At 57.1% G+C, this 21,602-nt stretch carries 16 protein-coding genes and 2 rRNA genes; 13 read left to right on the top strand and 5 right to left on the bottom strand.

All coding sequences use genetic code 11. From position 1 onward, the window contains the following. Positions 1 to 305: 305 nt before the first annotated feature. The 3 genes from BLW70_RS26910 to BLW70_RS26900 all read left to right on the top strand — a co-directional run bounded on the left by BLW70_RS26910 (position 306) and on the right by BLW70_RS26900 (position 4,215). A 23S ribosomal RNA gene (locus tag BLW70_RS26910) occupies positions 306 to 3,197 on the top strand. 172 nt (positions 3,198 to 3,369) lie between these two features. Further along, positions 3,370 to 3,485, top strand: a 5S ribosomal RNA gene (gene rrf / locus BLW70_RS26905). A 190-nt stretch (positions 3,486 to 3,675) separates the two neighbouring features. Then, positions 3,676 to 4,215 (top strand): hypothetical protein, encoded by a 540-nt coding sequence (locus BLW70_RS26900; protein ID WP_074879194.1) that lies wholly within the window; start codon positions 3,676 to 3,678, stop codon positions 4,213 to 4,215. A gap of 7 nt (positions 4,216 to 4,222) precedes the next feature. Here BLW70_RS26900 and BLW70_RS26895 read toward each other — a convergent pair whose 3' ends face one another. Beyond that, positions 4,223 to 8,359 (bottom strand): CheR family methyltransferase, encoded by a 4,137-nt coding sequence (locus tag BLW70_RS26895; RefSeq protein WP_074879192.1) that lies wholly within the window; start codon positions 8,357 to 8,359, stop codon positions 4,223 to 4,225. Between the two features lie 245 nt (positions 8,360 to 8,604). Between BLW70_RS26895 and BLW70_RS26890 the strand changes: the two genes are divergently transcribed. The 4 genes from BLW70_RS26890 to BLW70_RS26875 all read left to right on the top strand — a co-directional run bounded on the left by BLW70_RS26890 (position 8,605) and on the right by BLW70_RS26875 (position 13,783). Beyond that, the gene (locus tag BLW70_RS26890) at positions 8,605 to 10,209 is read left to right on the top strand and encodes a tetratricopeptide repeat-containing response regulator (RefSeq protein ID WP_074879190.1); all 1,605 of its coding nucleotides are present in this window, start codon (positions 8,605 to 8,607) and stop codon (positions 10,207 to 10,209) included. Continuing rightward, entirely contained in the window at positions 10,206 to 10,898 is a 693-nt protein-coding gene (locus BLW70_RS26885; RefSeq protein ID WP_074879187.1) for a sensor histidine kinase, read from the top strand. Before BLW70_RS26890 ends, BLW70_RS26885 begins: the two co-directional genes overlap by 4 nt. Positions 10,899 to 11,099: 201 nt before the next feature. Further along, entirely contained in the window at positions 11,100 to 12,341 is a 1,242-nt protein-coding gene (locus BLW70_RS26880) for a glutamine synthetase family protein (protein ID WP_174553786.1), read from the top strand. A 71-nt stretch (positions 12,342 to 12,412) separates the two neighbouring features. Then, positions 12,413 to 13,783: an MFS transporter gene (locus BLW70_RS26875; RefSeq protein ID WP_074879183.1), complete on the top strand. Its 1,371-nt coding sequence runs from the start codon at positions 12,413 to 12,415 to the stop codon at positions 13,781 to 13,783. A 72-nt stretch (positions 13,784 to 13,855) separates the two neighbouring features. Here the strand turns inward: BLW70_RS26875 and BLW70_RS26870 are convergent, their stop codons facing one another. The 4 genes from BLW70_RS26870 to flgA all read right to left on the bottom strand — a co-directional run bounded on the left by BLW70_RS26870 (position 13,856) and on the right by flgA (position 16,467). Beyond that, positions 13,856 to 14,602: a flagellar brake protein gene (locus BLW70_RS26870; protein WP_074879181.1), complete on the bottom strand. Its 747-nt coding sequence runs from the start codon at positions 14,600 to 14,602 to the stop codon at positions 13,856 to 13,858. 92 nt (positions 14,603 to 14,694) lie between these two features. Next, positions 14,695 to 15,162 (bottom strand): flagella synthesis protein FlgN, encoded by a 468-nt coding sequence (locus tag BLW70_RS26865; RefSeq protein ID WP_074879179.1) that lies wholly within the window; start codon positions 15,160 to 15,162, stop codon positions 14,695 to 14,697. A gap of 48 nt (positions 15,163 to 15,210) precedes the next feature. Beyond that, complete coding sequence (flgM, locus tag BLW70_RS26860; protein WP_074879177.1) at positions 15,211 to 15,537, bottom strand: flagellar biosynthesis anti-sigma factor FlgM; 327 nt, start codon at positions 15,535 to 15,537, stop codon at positions 15,211 to 15,213. 168 nt (positions 15,538 to 15,705) lie between these two features. Beyond that, positions 15,706 to 16,467 (bottom strand): flagellar basal body P-ring formation chaperone FlgA, encoded by a 762-nt coding sequence (flgA, locus tag BLW70_RS26855; RefSeq protein WP_074879175.1) that lies wholly within the window; start codon positions 16,465 to 16,467, stop codon positions 15,706 to 15,708. An 82-nt stretch (positions 16,468 to 16,549) separates the two neighbouring features. Between flgA and BLW70_RS26850 the strand changes: the two genes are divergently transcribed. The 6 genes from BLW70_RS26850 to flgE all read left to right on the top strand — a co-directional run bounded on the left by BLW70_RS26850 (position 16,550) and on the right by flgE (position 21,561). Continuing rightward, positions 16,550 to 17,482, top strand: coding sequence for a chemotaxis protein CheV (locus BLW70_RS26850; protein ID WP_074879173.1), 933 nt, complete (start codon positions 16,550 to 16,552; stop codon positions 17,480 to 17,482). A gap of 46 nt (positions 17,483 to 17,528) precedes the next feature. Beyond that, the gene (gene cheR / locus BLW70_RS26845) at positions 17,529 to 18,356 is read left to right on the top strand and encodes a protein-glutamate O-methyltransferase CheR (protein ID WP_074879171.1); all 828 of its coding nucleotides are present in this window, start codon (positions 17,529 to 17,531) and stop codon (positions 18,354 to 18,356) included. A gap of 270 nt (positions 18,357 to 18,626) precedes the next feature. Next, positions 18,627 to 19,034, top strand: a complete 408-nt coding sequence (flgB, locus tag BLW70_RS26840; RefSeq protein ID WP_008147960.1) for a flagellar basal body rod protein FlgB — start codon at positions 18,627 to 18,629, stop codon at positions 19,032 to 19,034. 3 nt (positions 19,035 to 19,037) lie between these two features. Beyond that, on the top strand, positions 19,038 to 19,481 hold the full coding sequence (gene flgC / locus BLW70_RS26835; RefSeq protein WP_074879168.1) for a flagellar basal body rod protein FlgC: 444 nt from the start codon (positions 19,038 to 19,040) through the stop codon (positions 19,479 to 19,481). Positions 19,482 to 19,496: 15 nt separating this feature from the next. Further along, a complete protein-coding gene (gene flgD, locus BLW70_RS26830; protein WP_074879167.1) occupies positions 19,497 to 20,219 on the top strand; it encodes a flagellar hook assembly protein FlgD in 723 nt (240 codons plus the stop codon). Positions 20,220 to 20,250: 31 nt separating this feature from the next. Further along, positions 20,251 to 21,561: a flagellar hook protein FlgE gene (gene flgE, locus BLW70_RS26825; protein WP_074879165.1), complete on the top strand. Its 1,311-nt coding sequence runs from the start codon at positions 20,251 to 20,253 to the stop codon at positions 21,559 to 21,561. The last annotated feature ends 41 nt before the right edge of the window (positions 21,562 to 21,602 follow it).

Below are 21,602 nucleotides of genomic sequence, written 5' to 3'. Positions count from 1 at the left end.
ATCAGCTGCTCCATAAGTTCCCACACGAATTGCTTGATTCATTGAAGAAGACGAGAAGCCAGCCAGCACGGTGGCCGTTGTCGTTAGAGTTTAGAAATGAATATTCCGGTGTGAATATTGATTTCTAGTCTTTGATTAGATCGTTCTTTAAAAATTTGGGTATGTGATAGAAAGATAGACTGGACGTTACTTTCACTGGTAACGGATCAGGCTAAGGTAAAATTTGTGAGTTGCTCTTTGGAGCAAGAATCGAATTTTCGGCGAATGTCGTCTTCACAGTATAACCAGATTGCTTGGGGTTATATGGTCAAGTGAAGAAGCGCATACGGTGGATGCCTTGGCAGTCAGAGGCGATGAAAGACGTGGTAGCCTGCGAAAAGCTTCGGGGAGTCGGCAAACAGACTTTGATCCGGAGATGTCTGAATGGGGGAACCCAGCCATCATAAGATGGTTATCTTAAGCTGAATACATAGGCTTAAGAGGCGAACCAGGGGAACTGAAACATCTAAGTACCCTGAGGAAAAGAAATCAACCGAGATTCCCTTAGTAGTGGCGAGCGAACGGGGACTAGCCCTTAAGTGGCTTTGAGATTAGCGGAACGCTCTGGAAAGTGCGGCCATAGTGGGTGATAGCCCTGTACGCGAAAATCTCTTAGTCATGAAATCGAGTAGGACGGAGCACGAGAAACTTTGTCTGAATATGGGGGGACCATCCTCCAAGGCTAAATACTACTGACTGACCGATAGTGAACTAGTACCGTGAGGGAAAGGCGAAAAGAACCCCGGAGAGGGGAGTGAAATAGATCCTGAAACCGTATGCGTACAAGCAGTGGGAGCCCACTTTGTTGGGTGACTGCGTACCTTTTGTATAATGGGTCAGCGACTTATTTTCAGTGGCGAGCTTAACCGAATAGGGGAGGCGTAGCGAAAGCGAGTCTTAATAGGGCGTCTAGTCGCTGGGAATAGACCCGAAACCGGGCGATCTATCCATGGGCAGGTTGAAGGTTGGGTAACACTAACTGGAGGACCGAACCGACTACCGTTGAAAAGTTAGCGGATGACCTGTGGATCGGAGTGAAAGGCTAATCAAGCTCGGAGATAGCTGGTTCTCCTCGAAAGCTATTTAGGTAGCGCCTCATGTATCACTGTAGGGGGTAGAGCACTGTTTCGGCTAGGGGGTCATCCCGACTTACCAAACCGATGCAAACTCCGAATACCTACAAGTGCCGAGCATGGGAGACACACGGCGGGTGCTAACGTCCGTCGTGAAAAGGGAAACAACCCAGACCGTCAGCTAAGGTCCCAAAGTTATGGTTAAGTGGGAAACGATGTGGGAAGGCTTAGACAGCTAGGAGGTTGGCTTAGAAGCAGCCACCCTTTAAAGAAAGCGTAATAGCTCACTAGTCGAGTCGGCCTGCGCGGAAGATGTAACGGGGCTCAAACCATACACCGAAGCTACGGGTATCACTTAGGTGATGCGGTAGAGGAGCGTTCTGTAAGCCTGTGAAGGTGAGTTGAGAAGCTTGCTGGAGGTATCAGAAGTGCGAATGCTGACATGAGTAACGACAATGGGTGTGAAAAACACCCACGCCGAAAGACCAAGGTTTCCTGCGCAACGTTAATCGACGCAGGGTTAGTCGGTCCCTAAGGCGAGGCTGAAAAGCGTAGTCGATGGAAAACAGGTTAATATTCCTGTACTTCTGGTTATTGCGATGGAGGGACGGAGAAGGCTAGGCCAGCTTGGCGTTGGTTGTCCAAGTTTAAGGTGGTAGGCTGGAATCTTAGGTAAATCCGGGATTCCAAGGCCGAGAGCTGATGACGAGTGTTCTTTTAGAACACGAAGTGGTTGATGCCATGCTTCCAAGAAAAGCTTCTAAGCTTCAGGTAACCAGGAACCGTACCCCAAACCGACACAGGTGGTTGGGTAGAGAATACCAAGGCGCTTGAGAGAACTCGGGTGAAGGAACTAGGCAAAATGGCACCGTAACTTCGGGAGAAGGTGCGCCGGTGAGGGTGAAGCATTTACTGCGTAAGCCCATGCCGGTCGAAGATACCAGGCCGCTGCGACTGTTTATTAAAAACACAGCACTCTGCAAACACGAAAGTGGACGTATAGGGTGTGACGCCTGCCCGGTGCCGGAAGGTTAATTGATGGGGTTAGCTAACGCGAAGCTCTTGATCGAAGCCCCGGTAAACGGCGGCCGTAACTATAACGGTCCTAAGGTAGCGAAATTCCTTGTCGGGTAAGTTCCGACCTGCACGAATGGCGTAACGATGGCGGCGCTGTCTCCACCCGAGACTCAGTGAAATTGAAATCGCTGTGAAGATGCAGTGTATCCGCGGCTAGACGGAAAGACCCCGTGAACCTTTACTATAGCTTTGCACTGGACTTTGAATTTGCTTGTGTAGGATAGGTGGGAGGCTTTGAAGCGTGGACGCCAGTTCGCGTGGAGCCAACCTTGAAATACCACCCTGGCAACTTTGAGGTTCTAACTCAGGTCCGTTATCCGGATCGAGGACAGTGTATGGTGGGTAGTTTGACTGGGGCGGTCTCCTCCTAAAGAGTAACGGAGGAGTACGAAGGTGCGCTCAGACCGGTCGGAAATCGGTCGTAGAGTATAAAGGCAAAAGCGCGCTTGACTGCGAGACAGACACGTCGAGCAGGTACGAAAGTAGGTCTTAGTGATCCGGTGGTTCTGTATGGAAGGGCCATCGCTCAACGGATAAAAGGTACTCCGGGGATAACAGGCTGATACCGCCCAAGAGTTCATATCGACGGCGGTGTTTGGCACCTCGATGTCGGCTCATCACATCCTGGGGCTGAAGCCGGTCCCAAGGGTATGGCTGTTCGCCATTTAAAGTGGTACGCGAGCTGGGTTTAGAACGTCGTGAGACAGTTCGGTCCCTATCTGCCGTGGACGTTTGAGATTTGAGAGGGGCTGCTCCTAGTACGAGAGGACCGGAGTGGACGAACCTCTGGTGTTCCGGTTGTCACGCCAGTGGCATTGCCGGGTAGCTATGTTCGGAATAGATAACCGCTGAAAGCATCTAAGCGGGAAACTAGCCTCAAGATGAGATCTCACTGGGACCTTGAGTCCCCTGAAGGGCCGTCGAAGACTACGACGTTGATAGGTTGGGTGTGTAAGCGCTGTGAGGCGTTGAGCTAACCAATACTAATTGCCCGTGAGGCTTGACCATATAACACCCAAGCAATTTGCATGCTTCGAGCTGAAAGGCAAAGGGCACCAGATTGCGGTGTGTGAAGACGAAACGAACCGAAAGTTCGAGATACTCACAAAACACCTGGCTATCACATACCCATTCGCTGGAGCGTGAACCTGAAAAGGCCCACGACCTGGCTACCGAATTTCTTGACGACCATAGAGCATTGGAACCACCTGATCCCATCCCGAACTCAGCAGTGAAACGATGCATCGCCGATGGTAGTGTGGGGTTTCCCCATGTGAGAGTAGGTCATCGTCAAGATTAAATTCCGAAACCCCTATCTGCGTATGCAGGTAGGGGTTTTGTTTTGCGCTCGAAAAAACACCGGTGTGCCCAGTGGTTTTACTCCAGCTATCGATTGCTCTTTCTACGGCCTAACCACCCGACGATCTACATGGAAAGTCTGACATTGCTGTGCCTTACTCCAGACACAACTCATGGGGCGACGTCGATGCGGCGAAGAGGCGCAAAATTCTGGTTATGGACTAACACGCAGTTACCCCTTCATACGCATGAAGAGGTACTCAGCAATGGGCTGCACATCGAGGTGCAGACGCGTGTCAGCCATGAAGGGGTTATCCAGGTGTTTATAGGCGTCTACGGCACCAATGGTTGGGCGGTTTGCGAGGAGTTTCATGACCGACACGCCGAGGAGCATTACTGCACGGCGTTGAAGTGGGGGGCTCAGCGGGCGAGGGAGATTGTCGCGGACACCCAGGAGTTTGTTGCGCCGCATCGCGTGCAGTTGACCTTGAGTCCAGTGATTACCGATGAGCCGGAATTGGCCCTGCGACGGATGGAAATGACCGAACGCGAGTCTTTGAAACTCAGGTCCGCAGATGCGTGGTCGGAGTACATGGCTGCCAAGGCAGCCATGCTGGAGCTGATGCGTTCAACCAAAGTCGACCCCAAGGTCTGGGCTGATCACAAGGAGCGGCTCAGGCAAGCCATCGATCGACGAGCCTGCGTACAAAGGGCCTATCTGCGCTGACCCTGCCTCAGGTCTGGGAGCGTCGCAGATTCTCAATGGTTTCGATCAGATCATCGTAGGACACCGGTTTTCCAATGTGCTGGTCAAAGCCCGATTGCCGTGATTTTTGAATGTCGCTGTGAGCGCCATAGCCCGTCAGTGCAATGGCCGGCACATCCTTGACCAGCGGCAACTGACGCAATGCGCTCATCAGCTCGTGGCCGTTCATGACCGGCATGCCCAGGTCAGAAATGATCAGGTCGAAGCGCGTGCTTTTTGCCGCATCCAAAGCCGCCACCGGACGGTCGAAAGCAATTACTTGCGCGTCTTCCATTTCCAGCAGCATTTTCAAAGTTTCCAACACATCGGCGGAGTCGTCTACCAGCAGGATCGTCAAGCCGCTCAGCCTGCCAGAGGATTCTTCGATCTGAGTCGGGGATTGCGGCTCATCTTTGGAATGGGCCAAGGGCAGGTAAACCGTGAAGGTACAACCTGTTCCCACCCCGGCAGAGCTCACCTCAACCGTTCCCCGCTGGGCCTCGGTCAGTTGTCGGACCAGTGACAGGCCGATCCCCAGCCCTTCACGATTGTGGTTGATGTGCTGTTTTTCAGCCTGGCCGAACAGGTCAAACACGTGATCGAGGTTCTCGGGGGCGATGCCTGCACCGTTGTCTTTGACGTCCAGCCGCGCCATGTTTCCAGCCTGGCTGGCGATCAATTGCACGTGGCCGTTGGAGGGCGTGAATTTCAGCGCGTTATTCACCAGGTTCCAGATGATTTGCTCCAGGCGCGTCGGGTCGGCATGGACCATTAAGGCACCGGAAGGTACGTGCAGCTCGACGGTGGCGTCGTGTCGGTCGCTGAGCACGACGGCATGAATGTCGCGCAAGACACTGACCAGATCGACGGCGATGGGTTTCAGTTTGAGTTTGCCGGTTCGGACCCGGGCGACATCCAGCAGGTCATCGATGATCCTTGCCTGGCTATTGACGGCGTCGCAGATGGTGTTGACGGCCTTGGCGGCCGGCGCCACCGACTTGGTCACCGGCAAGCGACGCAGCAGTTCTGCATTGAGCTGAATCAGGTTCAACGGATGTTTGAGTTCGTGGGACATGACCGCGAAGAATTCATCCTTGAGGTAATTGGTGTTGCGCGTTTCGGCCAGTTGTTGGCTCTGTTCTTCATGCTGGCGTTTATGGCCGGTCAAGTCGCGGGCAATTTTGACGTAGCCTTTTAGGTTGTTGCCGCTGAGCAAGGTCACCTCGCCGCTGCAAAAGAAGCGGTTGCCGTCCTTGCGTACGTGCCAGCGCTCATCTTCACTGCGACCGTGGGTGCGCACCGCCAGCAATTCGTTTTCAGGCACACCGGACGCACGATCTTCGGGCGAGAAAATGAAATCGTAATAGGCGCCCTCGGCCTCGGCCTTGCTGTAGCCGAAGATCAATTCGGCGCCTTTGTTCCAGGTGGTGATCACGCCCTGCTCATCGAGGGTAATGATGGCGTAGTCACGAGTGCTTTCAGCGACCAGGCGCATGCGTTCTTCGCCCAGCCGCAACTCTTCTTCAGCCGCCCGTCGTTTGGTGATGTCGATGAACGTCAGCACGGTGCCGTCGATGTGGTCTTCGCTGGAACGATAGGGCAGCAGGCGGGCGATGTACCAGCGATTGTCGGTGCTGCTGACTTCGCGTTCGATCATGTTCAGCGATTCGAACACTTGCGCCGCGTCTGCGACGATTTCCTCGTAATGCAGGCGATGGGTAATGTCGAGCAAGGAGCGCCCGGTATCCACCGGTAACATGCTGAAGATGTCAGTGGCACGCGGAGTGAACCACTTGATGCGCATGCTGCGATCGACAAACACCGTGGCGATGTCGGTGGAGGCAATCAGGTTGGTCAGGTAGTCGTTGATCTTGTCGGTTTCTTCGACTTTGGTTTTCAGTTCGTAGTTGACCGTCAACAGCTCTTCGTTGATCGACTGCAGTTCTTCCTTGCTGGTTTCCAGTTCTTCAGTGGCCGAACGCAGTTCTTCGTTGATGGCCTGCATTTCTTCATTGGAAGCCTTGAGCTCTTCGCTGGAGACTTCCGATTGTTCGATGGTGTCCTGCAGGTGCAATTTGGTGCGTTGCAGTTCGCGCTCAAGGTTGGACAGCACTTGGCTTTCAGTCTGTAGCACGGTGGTGGCCGCCCGTTCGGCAGGGTCGACCTCGACTTCCTCGAAAATCACCAGGACGTATTCGCCGTCCGAATCTTCATCCTTGTAGGGATGTGCGACCAGATCGATCAGGTAACTGCGCTTGTCACGCTTGATCGGTACCTCGCGGGACTTGACCGGCAAGCCACTCTGCTGGACCTGGAACAGCGTGGTGCGGATTTCCAGGCGCAGTTCCGGAAGAATCAGTGTCAGCAAGTTACGCGACAATTCGCCGCCAACATGACGCAGGAAACGCCCGGCACTCTCGCTCATGTGCAGGATGTCGGCGTTGGCATCGACGATCACGCTCGGTGGTGCGGACTGTTCAAGGGCGCGTTGATGGATATCGGCGAATGACAGTTTGCGCGGCGCGCTGCTTTGCGGGACCTGTTGGGAAGTGTTGGTCCGCACATAGCCTCCACGCGGCATGGTCGGTGTGCGCCGACTGTTGGCCGTGCCGGTCTTGGCGCGGAAGATCCGGTTGCGTTTATCCACCGGTGCGAACAATTCGTGGCACGCGTCCGCGCTTTCGGAAGAACCGAGGAACAGGAAACCGCCGGGACGCAGGGCAAAGTGGAACATCTGGAGGATTTCGCGTTGCACTTCGCGATCCAGATAGATCAGCAGGTTGCGGCAAACAATCAGGTCGATCTGCGAGAAAGGCGGGTCGGACAACAGGCTGTGCTTGGCGAACAAGACCTTTTCGCGGATTTCCTTGCGGATCCGATAATGATCGTCTTCCTTGATGAAGTAGTGGCGCAGCCGCGAGGGTGGCACATCGGTGATGATCGCTTGTGGATACAAGCCGGCCCGACCAACGCTGATGGCGCGTTCGTCGATGTCGGTAGCGAATAGCTGCATCGATGCCGCGCTGGATTCAAGTTGCAATTGATCATTGAGCAGCATGGCCAGGCTGTAGGCTTCCTCGCCCGTGGAGCAACCCGCGGACCAGACCCGGATTTCTTCTTTCTCGGGGTGTGCGGACACGGCGGCGCTGACCAGTTGCGGCACGACATCCCGCTCCAGGGCTTCGAAAGCCTCTCTGTCACGGAAGAAGTTGGTCACCCCGATCAGCATGTCGCCCAGCAGTGCCTTGGTTTCTTCGGGATTGTGTTGCAGATACTGGTAATAGGCGGTCAGGTCGGGCTGGCCGGTGACCTGCATGCGGCGTTCGATCCGGCGCAACACGGTGGCGCGTTTGTAGTGTTTGAAGTCATGACCGGTACCCGTACGCAACTGGATCAGGATGTCGCGCAGCACCTGTTCTGCAAGAGCCGCGTCACGCTCGGACACCGTAGCAACGTTTTGCAGTTCTGGATCGTCGGCGATGGGTAAAGTTATTTCCCTGGAGTTGCGCCATAGCTCCAGCAGTTTTTGCGGCATTTCCACCACGGGCAGCACCAGATCAACCATGCGGGTTTCGATGGCGGCGCAAGGCATGCCATCGAATTCGGCGTCTTCCGGTGCCTGAGCCAATGTGATGCCACCTTGTTCCTTGATCCGTGACAAGCCAACCGCGCCGTCGGAGCCTGTACCCGACAACACCACACAGAAGGCACGCTCGCGATGCACGTCGGCCAGGTCGCGGAAAAACAGATCAATGGACGCGTGGCGACCTTCGCGCGGGTCCGTGGCGCTGACCTCCAGAAAGCCATCGTTCATTGCCAGCCGTTGCGCCGGTGAAATGACGTACACCCGGTTTTTCTCGATGACCACCGTTTCGGTCACTTGCAGAACCGGCATCTTGGTCGATTCCTGGATGATCTTGTCAGCGATGCTCTGGTGATCGGGCGATAAATGGAGAATGATCACGAACGCCATGCCATTGTCTTGAGGCATGTTTTCAAAGAACAATTTGATCGCTTGCAGCCCGCCTGCCGACGCACCGATGCCCACCACTGGAAAGTCCAGGGTGCTGGGGATCCGGGCCGATCGCTCGGAAGAAGTATCCGGGCGTTTGGGTTTGGTGGTCATGACTTAGGCCTTTAGTTACGACGTAAAGCGTGTTGATTTCAAGCGACAGGAAGCGCAGTTCAATAAGTCAGGATAATCCCGTTTTTCAATAACACCTTCAAATATTTAGCTCGCCATGGGAGGCGCTCATAAACTCTTTGACCGCCAAATGAGCGATTGCACTCCCGTTACTTCAAGTGAATGCCAGTTCTGGCCGATAACCCGAACAATCATGGTCTTATTCTTAAATTGCCTGGAAATCTTCGATGCTGTCGTATCACCAAAAGCGCTTTTTGATCGTCGATGATTTCTCGGATTTCCGCAGTTCCGTCAGGTCCATGCTGCGCGAGCTGGGCGTCAAGGATGTCGACACTGCCGACACCGGTGAACAGGCGCTGCGGATGTGTTCGCAGAAGGCCTACGATTTCATCCTGCAGGACTTTCACCTGGGCGATGGCAAGAAGAACGGCCAGCAGGTGCTCGAGGACCTGATGATCGAGAAGCTGATCAGCCATGAGGCCGTGTTCGTCATGGTCACCGCCGAGACCAGTCAGGCAATGGTGCTCAGTGCGTTGGAACACGAACCCGATGCGTACCTGACCAAGCCGTTCAACCGTTCCGGCCTGGCTCAACGCCTGGAGCGGCTGGAGCAACGCAAGACCTTGCTCAAGCCGATTCTGCAGGCCCTTGACCGGGGCAAACCGGTTGAAGTGCTCAATGCCTGCATTGCCCTGTGCAAGCAAGACATCCGCTATTCGCCGTTGTGCCTGCGCTACCGCGCCGATGCCTTGCGTGACCTGAATCAGAACGAGGCGCTGGAGCGACTCTACGACAGCATCATTGCCGATCGACCGTTGCCGTGGGCCTTTGCCGGTCTGGGTAAATTGCTGTTCAAGCGTGGTCAGGTCGCTCAGGCCAAAGGCGTCTACGAAAAAGCCCTGAAAGTGTTCCCGATGATGCCGGCGCTCTACGACGGCATGGCCGATGTGCTGGTCGCCGAAGGCGACACCAAGGCTGCCCAGCGTGTGCTGGAAGAGGCGATCCGCTTGTCGCCGCTGGCGGTGCGCCGGCAGGCGCTGCTGGGTAAGTTGGCGATGGCCAACGAAGATTTCGACACCGCCTCCAAAGCCTATCGTCAGGCCGTGGCGCAGGGCGCGCAGTCACGTTTCAAGGATGCGGAGAGCAACCTCGGCCTGGCCCATGCATTGATCAGTAAAGGCAGCGAAAAAGGTCTGGATACCCGGACTCGACTGGAAATCAACACGACGCTGAGTGCCGTGGCCAAGGAAAACCCTTCCGACCCGGGCCTGCAGATTCGTGCGCGATTGATGAAAGCCACCAGCCTGCTGCTCAACGATGCCGAAACCGCCGAGAAGCTCACCGAGCAAGCGATGATGCGCCTCGATGGCATGGAACAGTTCATGAGCGCCGAAGCGGCGCTGCTGGTGGCCAAGCAGCTGCAGATGCTTGGCCAAGCCAGCGCCGGTGCCTCGATGCTGAAAAACTGCGCGGAAATCTACGGCGACGACCCGACGGTGATGAAGGGCATCGCCAAGTTGACCGACGATCCGACCATCCTCAACTCCGGCAACGCCGCAGCCGACCTCAACCGTCAGGGCGTGCGGGTGTACAAGACCGGCAACCTGGTGGAGGCGCGGCAGGTGTTCCGCAAAGCCCTGGCGCTGCAACCGAAGAACATCAGCATCGCGCTGAACATGGCGCAGTCGCTGCTGCACGGCACCGACACCAGTGTCCCTTCGGCGGAGCTGGAGGAATGTCGGACGTGCCTGAAAATGGTCGGCCTGATGCCGGACACGGATGCGCGTTTCCCCCGTTATCAGAAGTTGCGAAGCAAGGCGTTTGGCGAATGAACAACAGCGAACAGGCACTCGATTTTTCCACGGTGATTGCCTCCACCGTGCACGACATGAAGAACTCCCTGGCGATGCTGATGCAGGCCCACAGCCAATGGCTGGCGCGTTTGCCGGATCCGCAACAGCACACCCCGGAGCAGGGCGTGATCGAATTCGAGTTCGCACACCTCAATGGCATGCTCGTGCAGTTGCTGGGGCTGTACAAACTCGGGGTCAACCAGATGCCGTTGCAACCGGCCTACCATGAACTGGATGACTTCATCGAAGCGCAATTGGCCTGCCACCAGGACGTGTTCGCCAGTCGCGGCATCATCGCGACCTATGAAGTGGACCCACTGAGCCCTTTGGGTTTCTTCGACCGGGAGCTGATCGCTTCGGTGCTGGGCAACAGCATCAACAACGCCATCCGTTACGCCCGCCATGCAGTGTTGATCAGCGTCAGCGATGAAGCCGGGCAATTGGTGCTGACCGTCAACGACGATGGCGAGGGTTATCCACCCGAGATGATCGAGCGTCAGGCCGATTACGTGCAGGGCATCAACCACAGCAGCGGAAGCACTGGCCTGGGCCTGTACTTTGCCGGGCGGATTGCGGCACTTCATCAGCGCAACGGCGTGGGCGGTCGCACCGAAATCAGCAATGGCGGCTCGTTGGGCGGCGGGGTGTTCAGCCTTTACCTCCCCTGACGAGTCTTTTTGTTGGCCGCTGCTTGATATTCCGAACAGGCGGAGCCTATTTTGTTCGGGTCGCCGTTCGCGGCTCGCACAACAACAAAGGATTGCGTCATGACGACCGATGGCCATCGTTCACTCGCACAGCGATTGACGGGCATTGATGAGATTGAATGTGTCACGCCGGATTTGAATGGCGTACCCCGTGGCAAGGTAATGACTGCCGAAGGCTTTCTCGAGGGGCGGCGTTTGCAGATGGCGCGGGGCGTGCTGCTGCAATGCATCATGGGCGGATATCCGCCAGCGCGCTTTTACGGCAGCGATGATGGCGACCTGGCGCTGGTGCCCGACCCTGCACAGATCCATCGCTTGCCGTGGAGCCAGCAACCGCGAGCCTTGGCTATTTGCGATGCGCACGAGCTGACCGGCGAAAGCTCGTCTCTGTCGACCCGCGGCCAACTCAAAGCCGTGATCGCGCGTTACACGGCCCTCGGCCTGGCGCCGGTGGTGGCGACCGAGCTGGAATTTTTTGTCTTCGCGCCCAACACCGACCCGACTCAACCTTTTCAGCCGCCGCTGGGCTTGGACGGTCGTCGCGAGGAAGGTCATTCGGCGTTCAGTATCAGTTCCAACAATGGTTTGCGGCCGTTCTTCAGTGAGGTCTACGCCTGCATGGCGGCCCTGGGCTTGCCGCGCGATACCTTCATGCACGAGATGGGCGTCAGCCAGTTCGAGATCAACTTGCTGCACGGCGATCCACTGCTGTTGGCCGACCAGACACTGCTGTTCAAACATTTGCTCAAAGAAGTCGCACTCAAGCATGGCCTGACCGTGGTTTGCATGGCCAAGCCGCTGGCGCACACGCCGGGCAGTTCGATGCATATTCACCAGAGCATCATCGAGATCGGCAGCGGGCGTAACGTGTTCAGCGACAAGGCGGGTGAGCCGACGGCGACCTTCCGTCATTTCATCGCGGGGCAGCAGGCCGGCATGGCAGATTTCACGGCGTTGTTCGCACCGAACGTGAACTCGTATCAGCGCTTGTGCCATCCCTTCGCATCACCGAATAATGCCTGCTGGTCCCACGACAACCGGGCGGCCGGATTGCGTATCCCGGCCAGTTCACCCGCCGCTCGTCGGGTCGAAAACCGCTTGCCGGGGGCTGATGCAAATCCTTACCTGGCGATCGCCGCCAGCCTTGCCGCGGGGTTGCATGGCATTGAACACAAGCTGGAGCCTGGCGAGCCGATCCAGGGTGAATTTGAAGTACCGGACAATCTTTCGTTGCCGTGTACCTTGCATGCCGCTCTTGAACGTCTGAAACGTAGCCAATTGGCGATGGAACTGTTTGGCAAGGAGTTCATCGAAGGCTACATCGCCTCGAAGACCATGGAATTGACCAGCTTCCTTGATGAAATTACTCCCTGGGAACGGCGTGTTTTAGCGGCCCAGGCCTGACGATCCGTCGACATCAGGCTATCGTTTGTCGGTAGCCCGAAACTCACTGCAAGGAGCCGCTCGGAACGCCGATGCGCCAAATCTGGAAACCCTTTCGAGCGCTTTATTTTGCCTCGCTGATGATGTTGATCGGCTCTGGCCTGTTGAGCACTTACCTGGCCTTGCGCCTGGCTGCCGACAAGGTCGACAGCCTGTGGGTCGGTGCGTTGATGGCCGCCAACTATTGCGGCCTGGTGCTGGGTGGCAAGATCGGCCACCGGCTGATTGCCCGGGTCGGACATATTCGCGCCTATTCGGCCTGCGCCGGGATTGTCGGTGCGGCGGTGCTGGGTCATGGCCTGGTGGACTGGTTGCCGGCCTGGATCTTCCTGCGGGTCATCGTCGGCCTCGGCATGATGTGCCAATACATGGTCATCGAAAGCTGGCTCAATGAGCAGGCTGAAGCCTCGCAGCGCGGGACGGTGTTCAGCGGCTACATGATCGCCTCGTACCTGGGGCTGGTGCTGGGTCAGTTGATTCTGGTCATGCACCCGGCCCTGGGCCTTGAGTTGCTGATGCTGGTCGCCTTGTGCTTCGCGCTGTGTCTGGTGCCGGTGGCCCTGACCCGGCGGATTCACCCGGCACCGTTGCACCCGGCACCGATGGAGCCGCGGTTCTTCATCAAGCGCGTGCCGCAGTCGTTGAGCACGGTGCTGGGGGCAGGGCTGATCATCGGTTCGTTCTACGGTCTGGCACCGTTGTATGCCTCACAGCAGGGGTTGTCCACGGAGCAGGTCGGTCTGTTCATGGGTAGCTGCATTTTTGCGGGCTTGCTGGTGCAATGGCCTTTGGGCTGGCTGTCCGACCGTTATGACCGGGCGCTGTTGATCCGCTGTTTTGCCTTGGCCCTGGCGCTTACCGCGCTGCCGCTGGCCATCATGCAACAGGTACCGCTGGAGATTTTGTTTATCACCGGGTTCTTCTGTTCGCTGGTGATGTTCTGCCTGTATCCGTTGGCGGTGGCGTTCTCCAATGACCACGTCGAGGGCGATCGCCGGGTGTCCCTGACGGCGATGCTGTTGGTAACCTACGGCGTCGGCGCCAGTATCGGACCGCTGGTGGCCGGGGTGCTGATGAAGCTGTTCGGCAGCCACATGCTCTATGCCTTCTTCAGTTTCTTCGCGTTGGTGCTGGTGTGGCGAATTCGTCCGAAAGCGGTGACCAACCTGCATGTGGTGGACGATGCGCCGCTGCATCACGTTGCCATGCCGGACAGTATGTCGAGTTCGCCGTTGGTGGCTTGCCTTGACCCGCGGGTCGATGAGCAGGTGGTTCAGGAGCAGATGCAGAACCCGATCAACCCTGAGCCGGACCCGGTACCTGAATCCGGGCCCGAAACCGATCCTCAGCAAGAAGACACGGATACATCTCGCGAGCAAAGTTTTACCGAGGCAAGGCCATAACGCATAAAAACAACGCATAAAAAAACGGGCAGTCACCGCAAGGGACTGCCCGTTTTCTATTGAAGCGTCTTATTACATGTCGTCTTTGTCGAAGCGCCGCGCTTCGCGCTGCAGCTGATAGACGAACCGTTCGACTTGCCGCTGCACCAGCCCGCTCATGTTGTGAAAGCGCACGCCAGCGAAGGTGGTGGAGATCCTTTCTTCGAAGTGCAGGTAACGCAGCTCGACGGGGGCCGTCATGTTGCCAAAGGGCAGGGCGGCGATGAAGCGGTCATAGACCTGACCCAGTTGCAGGCTATCGGTGATGTCGCCTTCGAAGCGCAACTTGCAGCCGGTGGCAGAAATATCCAGGAGCTTGCCGCTGATCGGCGACTTGAGCTTTTCACCGCCCAGATCGACGTTGACCAGTTGTGCCAGCTTCAATGCTGCGCGGAATGCATTGCGACGCTGGTGGTAAACCACCTCGGCGGGCAGGGCGCCACGGTAGCAGCGACCGCCACCGGATTCGTCGATGGTCAACGGGCCGTTGCTTTCCCAGGCAATGCGCACGCCGTCGTGAAAGCCTTCGACCTTGAACGGTTCGCCGGCGAGCAGGAAGCGTTCACCATCGCGGGGAATCATTTCGTCCAGGGCAATCATGTTGCTGTCACGGTCAATGTCCACCAGATAACTCTGGAAGCGCTGGCTGCGCTCATGGAACGTGATGATCAGCGGATCATGGCTGTCTTGCAGCTGGCGCAGGGTGCCGGAGATTTCCAACGGCGTGGTGAGCACCTTGGGTGGCTGCGGAGCATCGTCCGCGCTTAAGGCATTGAACACGGTTCATCGATCTCCAGGCAAAAATATGACTACGGCTGGCCAGCATATTGCCAGCAGTTTGCGCGTCTTGATAGTGCGCGCTTTCAGCAGGCTCATGCCTGGCTGAGCGGACGTGGCTTCGCAAGCATGGAGGTTGATCCGCGCGCATCGTAGAGCGCTGGCGGCTCGCCGCCGTTGAGGATTTTCAGCTGATTGGCCGTCGCGGCCTGTTGCACCAGGATCGACTGGCCATTCTTGACGTTGGCCGCCTGGCACTGAGCCAGAAGATCGGTCAATACATCGCTCTGTTCGAGCAACTGATCGCCAATGCTCGAATGGCTGGCAAGTTGCTCCAGGCCATCGCGATTGGTCGGCAGGTTGAGGCTGGCGAGGATTTCACTGCGCTTGCGGCCATGCTGATCGAGCAAAATGATCAATGCCTGTTTCTGCGCCAGAATCTCTTCGAGCAGAGGCATGTCGCGACCGTGCAAGGCGAGGGACTCGGTTTGCAGTAACTCCAGCAAGTGCTGTGCCGGAGCGAAATCGTCGGTGATCAGTTGCAGTAAATTAGTGTCGTGCATGGCTGGCCTTGGGTTTTAAGCGTCCAAAAGCCTGGCGCAGGCCTTGGCCTAGCGCTGGGCTTCGAAGTTGAGCAGTTTGCTGGCTACACGGTTGCTGTCGACTTTGTAGCTGCCATCGGCAATCGCTGCTTTCAACTCGGCCACGCGGGCGTTGTCGACGGCAGGCTGATCGCGCAGCTTGTCAGTGACCTTCTGCAACTGTTGAGCCTCATTGCTGAAATGTACCGATTCCCCGCTTTTGACGGTACTGGCCTGTTCGGCCGGGGTATTCAGCGGTGCGGGCTTGCCGGCTTCGGCAGTTTCCTTCGCGGCGCTGGTACGCGTACTACCGGTAAGTGACGAGGAACTGTTTAAACGGCTGAAATCGATGACCATGACAAAAAACCTCTGGGTATTTGGACGCTTGCCATGTTTTCGGCCATACCCGGGAAAACTTTAGGCCCAATTATCAATGAGCTTGCGCGCGTCAGCGCTTGCCCTGCATAGGGCACAGTCTAGGGAACAGTCGAGTGGCGCGCCACTTCTTCACAAACACAGAGTCCTCTACATCGCTACTTCCACCTGGCCGGGCGCGATGACTTGCGCCTTGATGACCCGCTGGGAGTTGAGGTTTTTCACCCGGATCTGTTCGCGCAAGCCGCCGTTGGACAGTGCTTCACCCGGCATGCGCACGCTCAACGTGCCACTGCGGGCGGTAATCACCACCTGGTCGCCCTTGCTGATGACTTCTGCCTGTTCCATGTGCACCAGGGTCATGACCTGGTCGGCGACCATTGGTCGGGTAAGTTTCTGCCCGATCGCCTGATCGACGGAAGTCAGGTAGCCCTGGCTGATCAGGCTGATGTCACGCTCGCGCAGGGTCACATCCTGAGGCTCGACGATACCGGCGCGTCGTAGCGGGCGGGTGGTGGTCACAATGTCACGAAACAGGCGCACTTGAGCGGGTACGAAGACTGTCCAGGGCGACGCGCCTTCGCAGCGAACCTTGACCGTAACCCGGCCCAGCGGCGTGGCCGGGCTCTCCAGGGACGCTGTCAATTCCTTGTCGCACATGGGCATGCGCAGCCGTGGATCGAGCTGCTTGACCTCGATCTCGTAGCGGCCTTCCGTTTGACTGGTGGCCAGATAGTCTTCTACGGTGAATTCAAGAAAGCCCTGGGTGACGCCGATAAGCATGTCAGGCAAGGTAACCGCGTCAGCAAGGGCAGGGCAGCCAGCGTTGAACAGGCAGACGGCCGACACCGCGCAAAGCAATTTGCGGGCGTTTGATGTCAGGCGTCGGAAAAATGTCGGTTCTGTGTTCATAAGAGTTAAAAAGCAAGCGCCGTGCCGTTTAGTGATGAATGCGCGTCGCAACACACTTAAGCGTTGGTGTAGGAGTCTGTGCATGGCTGGGGTAATGGATGCGGTAAACCAGCGCACGCAACTGGTAGGGCAGAATCGCCTTGAGCTGTTGTTGTTCCGTCTCGACGGCCAGCAGCTGTATGGGATCAACGTGTTCAAGGTTCGGGAGGTGCTGCAATGCCCCAAACTGACGCTGATGCCAAAATCCAGTCCTGTCGTGTGCGGTGTGGCAAGTATTCGGGGGGCGACCATTCCGATTCTTGATCTGGCGATGGCGACCGGCTCCGGTGCGTTGAAAGATCAAAGCAATCCCTTCGTGATCATCACGGAGTACAACACCAAGACCCAGGGTTTCCTGGTGCGGTCAGTGGAACGCATCGTCAACATGAACTGGGAGGAGATTCATCCGCCACCCAAGGGCACGGGACGCGATCATTACCTGACAGCTGTGACTCGGGTCGACAATCAGTTAGTCGAAATCATCGACGTCGAGAAAGTGCTGGCAGAAGTGGCGCCGACACCGGAAGCGATTTCCGTCGGCGTAGTGGATGTCGAAACCCAGCACAAGGCGCTCTCTTTGCGAGTGCTGACGGTCGATGACTCGTCGGTGGCGCGCAAGCAGGTGACCCGTTGCCTGCAGACGGTCGGTGTCGAAGTGGTGGCGTTGAACGACGGTCGGCAAGCGCTGGATTACCTGCGCAAGCTGGTCGACGAGGGCAAGAAGCCGGAAGAAGAGTTCCTGATGATGATTTCCGACATCGAGATGCCGGAGATGGACGGGTACACCCTCACGGCCGAGATCCGCAACGACCCTCGCATGCAAAAGCTTCACATCATCCTGCATACTTCGTTGTCCGGTGTATTCAATCAGGCGATGGTCAAGAAGGTCGGTGCCGATGACTTCCTTGCCAAATTCCGTCCTGATGACCTGGCATCCCGGGTAGTCAACCGGATCAAGGCAGCAGACATCAGCTAGGGGCCTTTTGCCCCTAACGGTTAATACGATTTAAGAGGCGGCATCTTTGTCTACGGGTAATTTGGATTTCGAACAGTTCCGGGTCTTCCTGGAAAAAGCCTGTGGCATTTTGCTTGGTGAAAACAAGCAATACCTGGTCTCGAGCCGTCTCAACAAACTGATGGAACAGCAAGGTATCAAGTCCCTGGGTGAGCTGGTCCAGCGCATCCAGACCCAGCCGCGCAGCGGTTTGCGCGAGATGGTGGTGGATGCCATGACCACCAACGAAACCCTGTGGTTTCGTGACACCTATCCGTTTGAAGTCTTGAAGAACAAGGTGCTGCCCGCGGCGATCAAGGCCGCCCCTGGCCAGCGTCTGCGGATCTGGTCGGCGGCCTGTTCGTCGGGTCAGGAACCGTATTCGCTGTCGATGTCGATCGATGAGTTCGAGCGCGTGAACATGGGCCAGTTGAAGATGGGCGTGCAGATCGTTGCCACCGACCTGTCCGGTACCATGCTGACCAACTGCAAGACCGGCGAGTACGACAGCCTGGCCATTGGCCGCGGCCTGTCGCCCGAGCGCCTTCAACGTTACTTCGACCCGAAAGGGCCGGGGCGCTGGGCCATCAAGGCTCCGATCAAGAGCCGGGTGGAGTTTCGCTCGTTCAACCTGCTGGACAGCTACGCAGCGCTGGGCAAGTTTGACATCGTGTTCTGCCGCAACGTGCTGATCTACTTCTCCGCCGAGGTGAAGAAGGACATCCTGTTGCGCATTCACAGCACGTTGAAGCCGGGCGGTTATCTGTTCCTCGGCGCGTCCGAGGCGCTGAACGGTTTGCCGGATCATTACCAGATGGTCCAGTGCAGCCCGGGGATCATTTACCAGGCGAAGTGATTCGTTGGCGTCATCAAAAAACGGGAGTCCTCAGGGGCTCCCGTTTTTTTTGCCTGCAATATTTCCGGCATCACATCTATCCCCTGTGGTAGCGGGCTTGCCCATGGGAAAGCGGCAGAAAAGCGGCAGGCGGCGGAAATCGGTTGCCGCTTTTCTGGCATTGCCGCATGGCCACTGCCCGCAAAGCCCCGGTTTATGGGCTTTTTTGAATTGGCACGACGCTTGCTATGTCCCTGTTACGAAAAATCAGGTCACCCAAAGGTTTCCGACATGAGCATCAGCTTCGATAAAGCGCTCGGTATCCACGAACAAGCCCTGGGCTTCCGCGCCCAGCGTGCCGAAGTCCTGGCCAACAACATCGCCAACGCCGACACCCCGAACTACAAGGCTCGGGATCTGGACTTCTCCAAAGTGCTCGCCGCACAGAACGAGAAGACCAAGAGCGGATCTTTCGCCTTGAACATGACCAACAGCCGTCATATCGAAGCCGAAGGCCTGGGCAATGGCGACGAGTCGCTGATGTATCGCACGCCGATGCAACCGTCGATCGACCAGAACACCGTTGACGCTCAGCTGGAACAGTCGAACTACGCGGAAAACGCGGTCAACTTCCAGGCCAGCTTCACCCTGCTCAACAGCAAATTCAAAGGGCTGGTCTCAGCCCTTCGTGGAGAGTAAGTCATGTCCCTAGCCAGTGTTTTCAACATTGCCGGTAGCGGCATGAGTGCCCAGACCACTCGTTTGAACACCGTCGCCAGTAACATCGCCAACGCCGAGACCGTCTCGTCGAGCATCGACCAGACCTACCGTGCACGGCACCCGGTATTCGCCACCATGTTCCAGGGCGGCCAGAGCGGCGGCAGCGACTCGCTGTTCCAGAACCAGGACGCCGCCGGTCAAGGCGTGCAAGTGCTGGGCGTGGTCGAAGACCAGAGCAATCTTGATGCGCGCTACGAGCCGAACCATCCGGCGGCCGACGCCAAGGGCTACGTCTACTACCCGAACGTCAACGTGGTGGAGGAAATGGCTGACATGATTTCCGCGAGTCGTTCGTTCCAGACCAACGCGGAAATGATGAACACCGCCAAAACCATGATGCAGAAGGTCCTGACCCTCGGTCAGTGATAAGGGGCGACTCAGATGAGTGTTACTGATACCACCAGTAGTTTGAGCCTCAAGGACATCCTGGCCAACTCCTCGATCAAGACCAACACCAGCGCCGACGGCCTGGCGGCGGCAACGAACAGCGCCACCGGCAAAAAGGCCCTGGGCAAGGACGCGTTCCTGCAGTTGCTGGTAACGCAACTGAAAAACCAGAACCCGCTGGAACCGCAGGACAACGGCGAGTTCGTCGCCCAGTTGGCCCAGTTCAGTAGCCTGGAAGGCATCACCACACTCAACGACACCGTCAGTGGCCTGGCGAGCAATTACAACTCGTCCCAGGCGTTGCAGGCGTCGTCGCTGGTCGGTCGTTCGGTGATTGCCCCGAGCGACAAGTCGGTGGTCGATACCTCCAAGAGTTTCAGCGGCACCATTGCCGTACCGGCGTCGGTGGACCCGCTCAAGGTCAAGATCACCGATGCCGATGGCAAGGTTGTCCGCACCATCGACCTGGGCAGCCAGAAGGCCGGTACTTCCAGTTTCATCTGGGATGGCAAAAACGACGCAGGCGAAGTGGCCAAGGCGGGTACCTATACCTTCGGCGCTACGGCGACTTACGACGGCAAGGCGACCTCGCTGGTGACGTACCTGCCGGCAACGGTCAACAGCGTGACGATCAGTCAGACCGGCGGTGAGTTGATGCTCAACCTGGCCGGGGCCGGCAGCATCGCCCTGTCCAAAGTACAAACTATTGGTATGTAGAGCCGACTAACACGGCACAAAGGAGTGGAATATGTCTTTCAATATCGGCCTTAGCGGTCTCTATGCAGCCAACAAACAACTGGACGTGACCGGCAACAACATCGCCAACGTCGCGACCACCGGTTTCAAATCGTCCCGTGCGGAATTCGAAGACGTTTACTCGGCCACCAAGCTGGGTTCCGGCAGCAAAACCATCGGTAACGGCGTGCGCCTGGCCAACGTTTCCCAGCAGTTCACCCAGGGCGACGTCAACAACACCGGCAACGTGCTGGACATGGGCATCAACGGTTCCGGCTTCTTCGTGCTGAGCGAGAACGGTTCGATGTCCTACACCCGTGCCGGTACGTTCAAGGTCGACAAGGACGGTTACGTCACCAATAGCGATGGCTCTGCGCGTCTGCAGGGTTATGGCGTGGATGCCAATGGCAAGATCCTCAATGGCGTTTTGACTGACCTGCGCATCGATACGTCGAACCTGGCGCCAAAAAACACCTCCACGGTTTCGTCGACGATCAACCTGAACTCCACAGCTCCCATCATCAACCAGACGACCAATCCGTTTGATCCGTCCAAGGAAGCGTCCTTCACCAAGCAGTTCAGTACACCGATTTACGATACCCAGGGCAACAAGCACATCATGGATCAATACATGGTCAAGACGGGTGACAACACCTGGAAGACCTACACCCTGATCGAGGGTCGCAACCCGGATGGTAGCGACCCTACCGATCCTCTTACGCCTCCTGTCGCTTCGACCATGGCGTTCAATTCTTCAGGCAATCTGGTTTCCGTCACCACTCCAGCCACCCCTGCGCCGATTGTCAGCCCTGACTTGAAAGTCACCGGCTGGGTTCCGGGTAACGTGACCAATGGCGTGTGGACAGCCAACGGCGCTGCCTCCGGCGTCGTTACGGTCTCCATGGACAAAACCACGCAGTACAACGCTGACACCGCGCGTTCGATTCCTTCGCAGAACGGCTACGCCACCGGCCAGATCACCAACCTGACCATCGACGCCAGCGGTGTCATGCTGGCCAACTTCAGCAACAGCCAGACCAAGCCCATCGGCCAGATCTCGCTCGCCAGCTTCACCAACGAACAAGGTTTGCAACCGGTAGGTGGCACCAGTTGGAAAGAAACCTATGCGTCGGGTATCCCGGGCTACGATGCGCCGAACACCGGTACCTTGGGCGAGATTCACTCCAACTCCCTGGAAGAGTCCAACGTCAACCTGACCAATGAACTGGTCGACCTGATCAAGGCGCAGAGCAACTACCAGGCGAACGCCAAGACCATCTCGACCCAGAGCACCATCATGCAGACCATCATTCAGATGACCTGATGCTGGATAGCGCTGCATAAAGAACCCCTCGCAAGAGGGGT

The organism is Pseudomonas frederiksbergensis, from assembly GCF_900105495.1.
GTDB lineage: Bacteria > Pseudomonadota > Gammaproteobacteria > Pseudomonadales > Pseudomonadaceae > Aquipseudomonas > Aquipseudomonas frederiksbergensis.
Note: the sequence above shows the minus strand (reverse complement) of the source record. Positions and strands in the feature narration are given on the sequence as shown.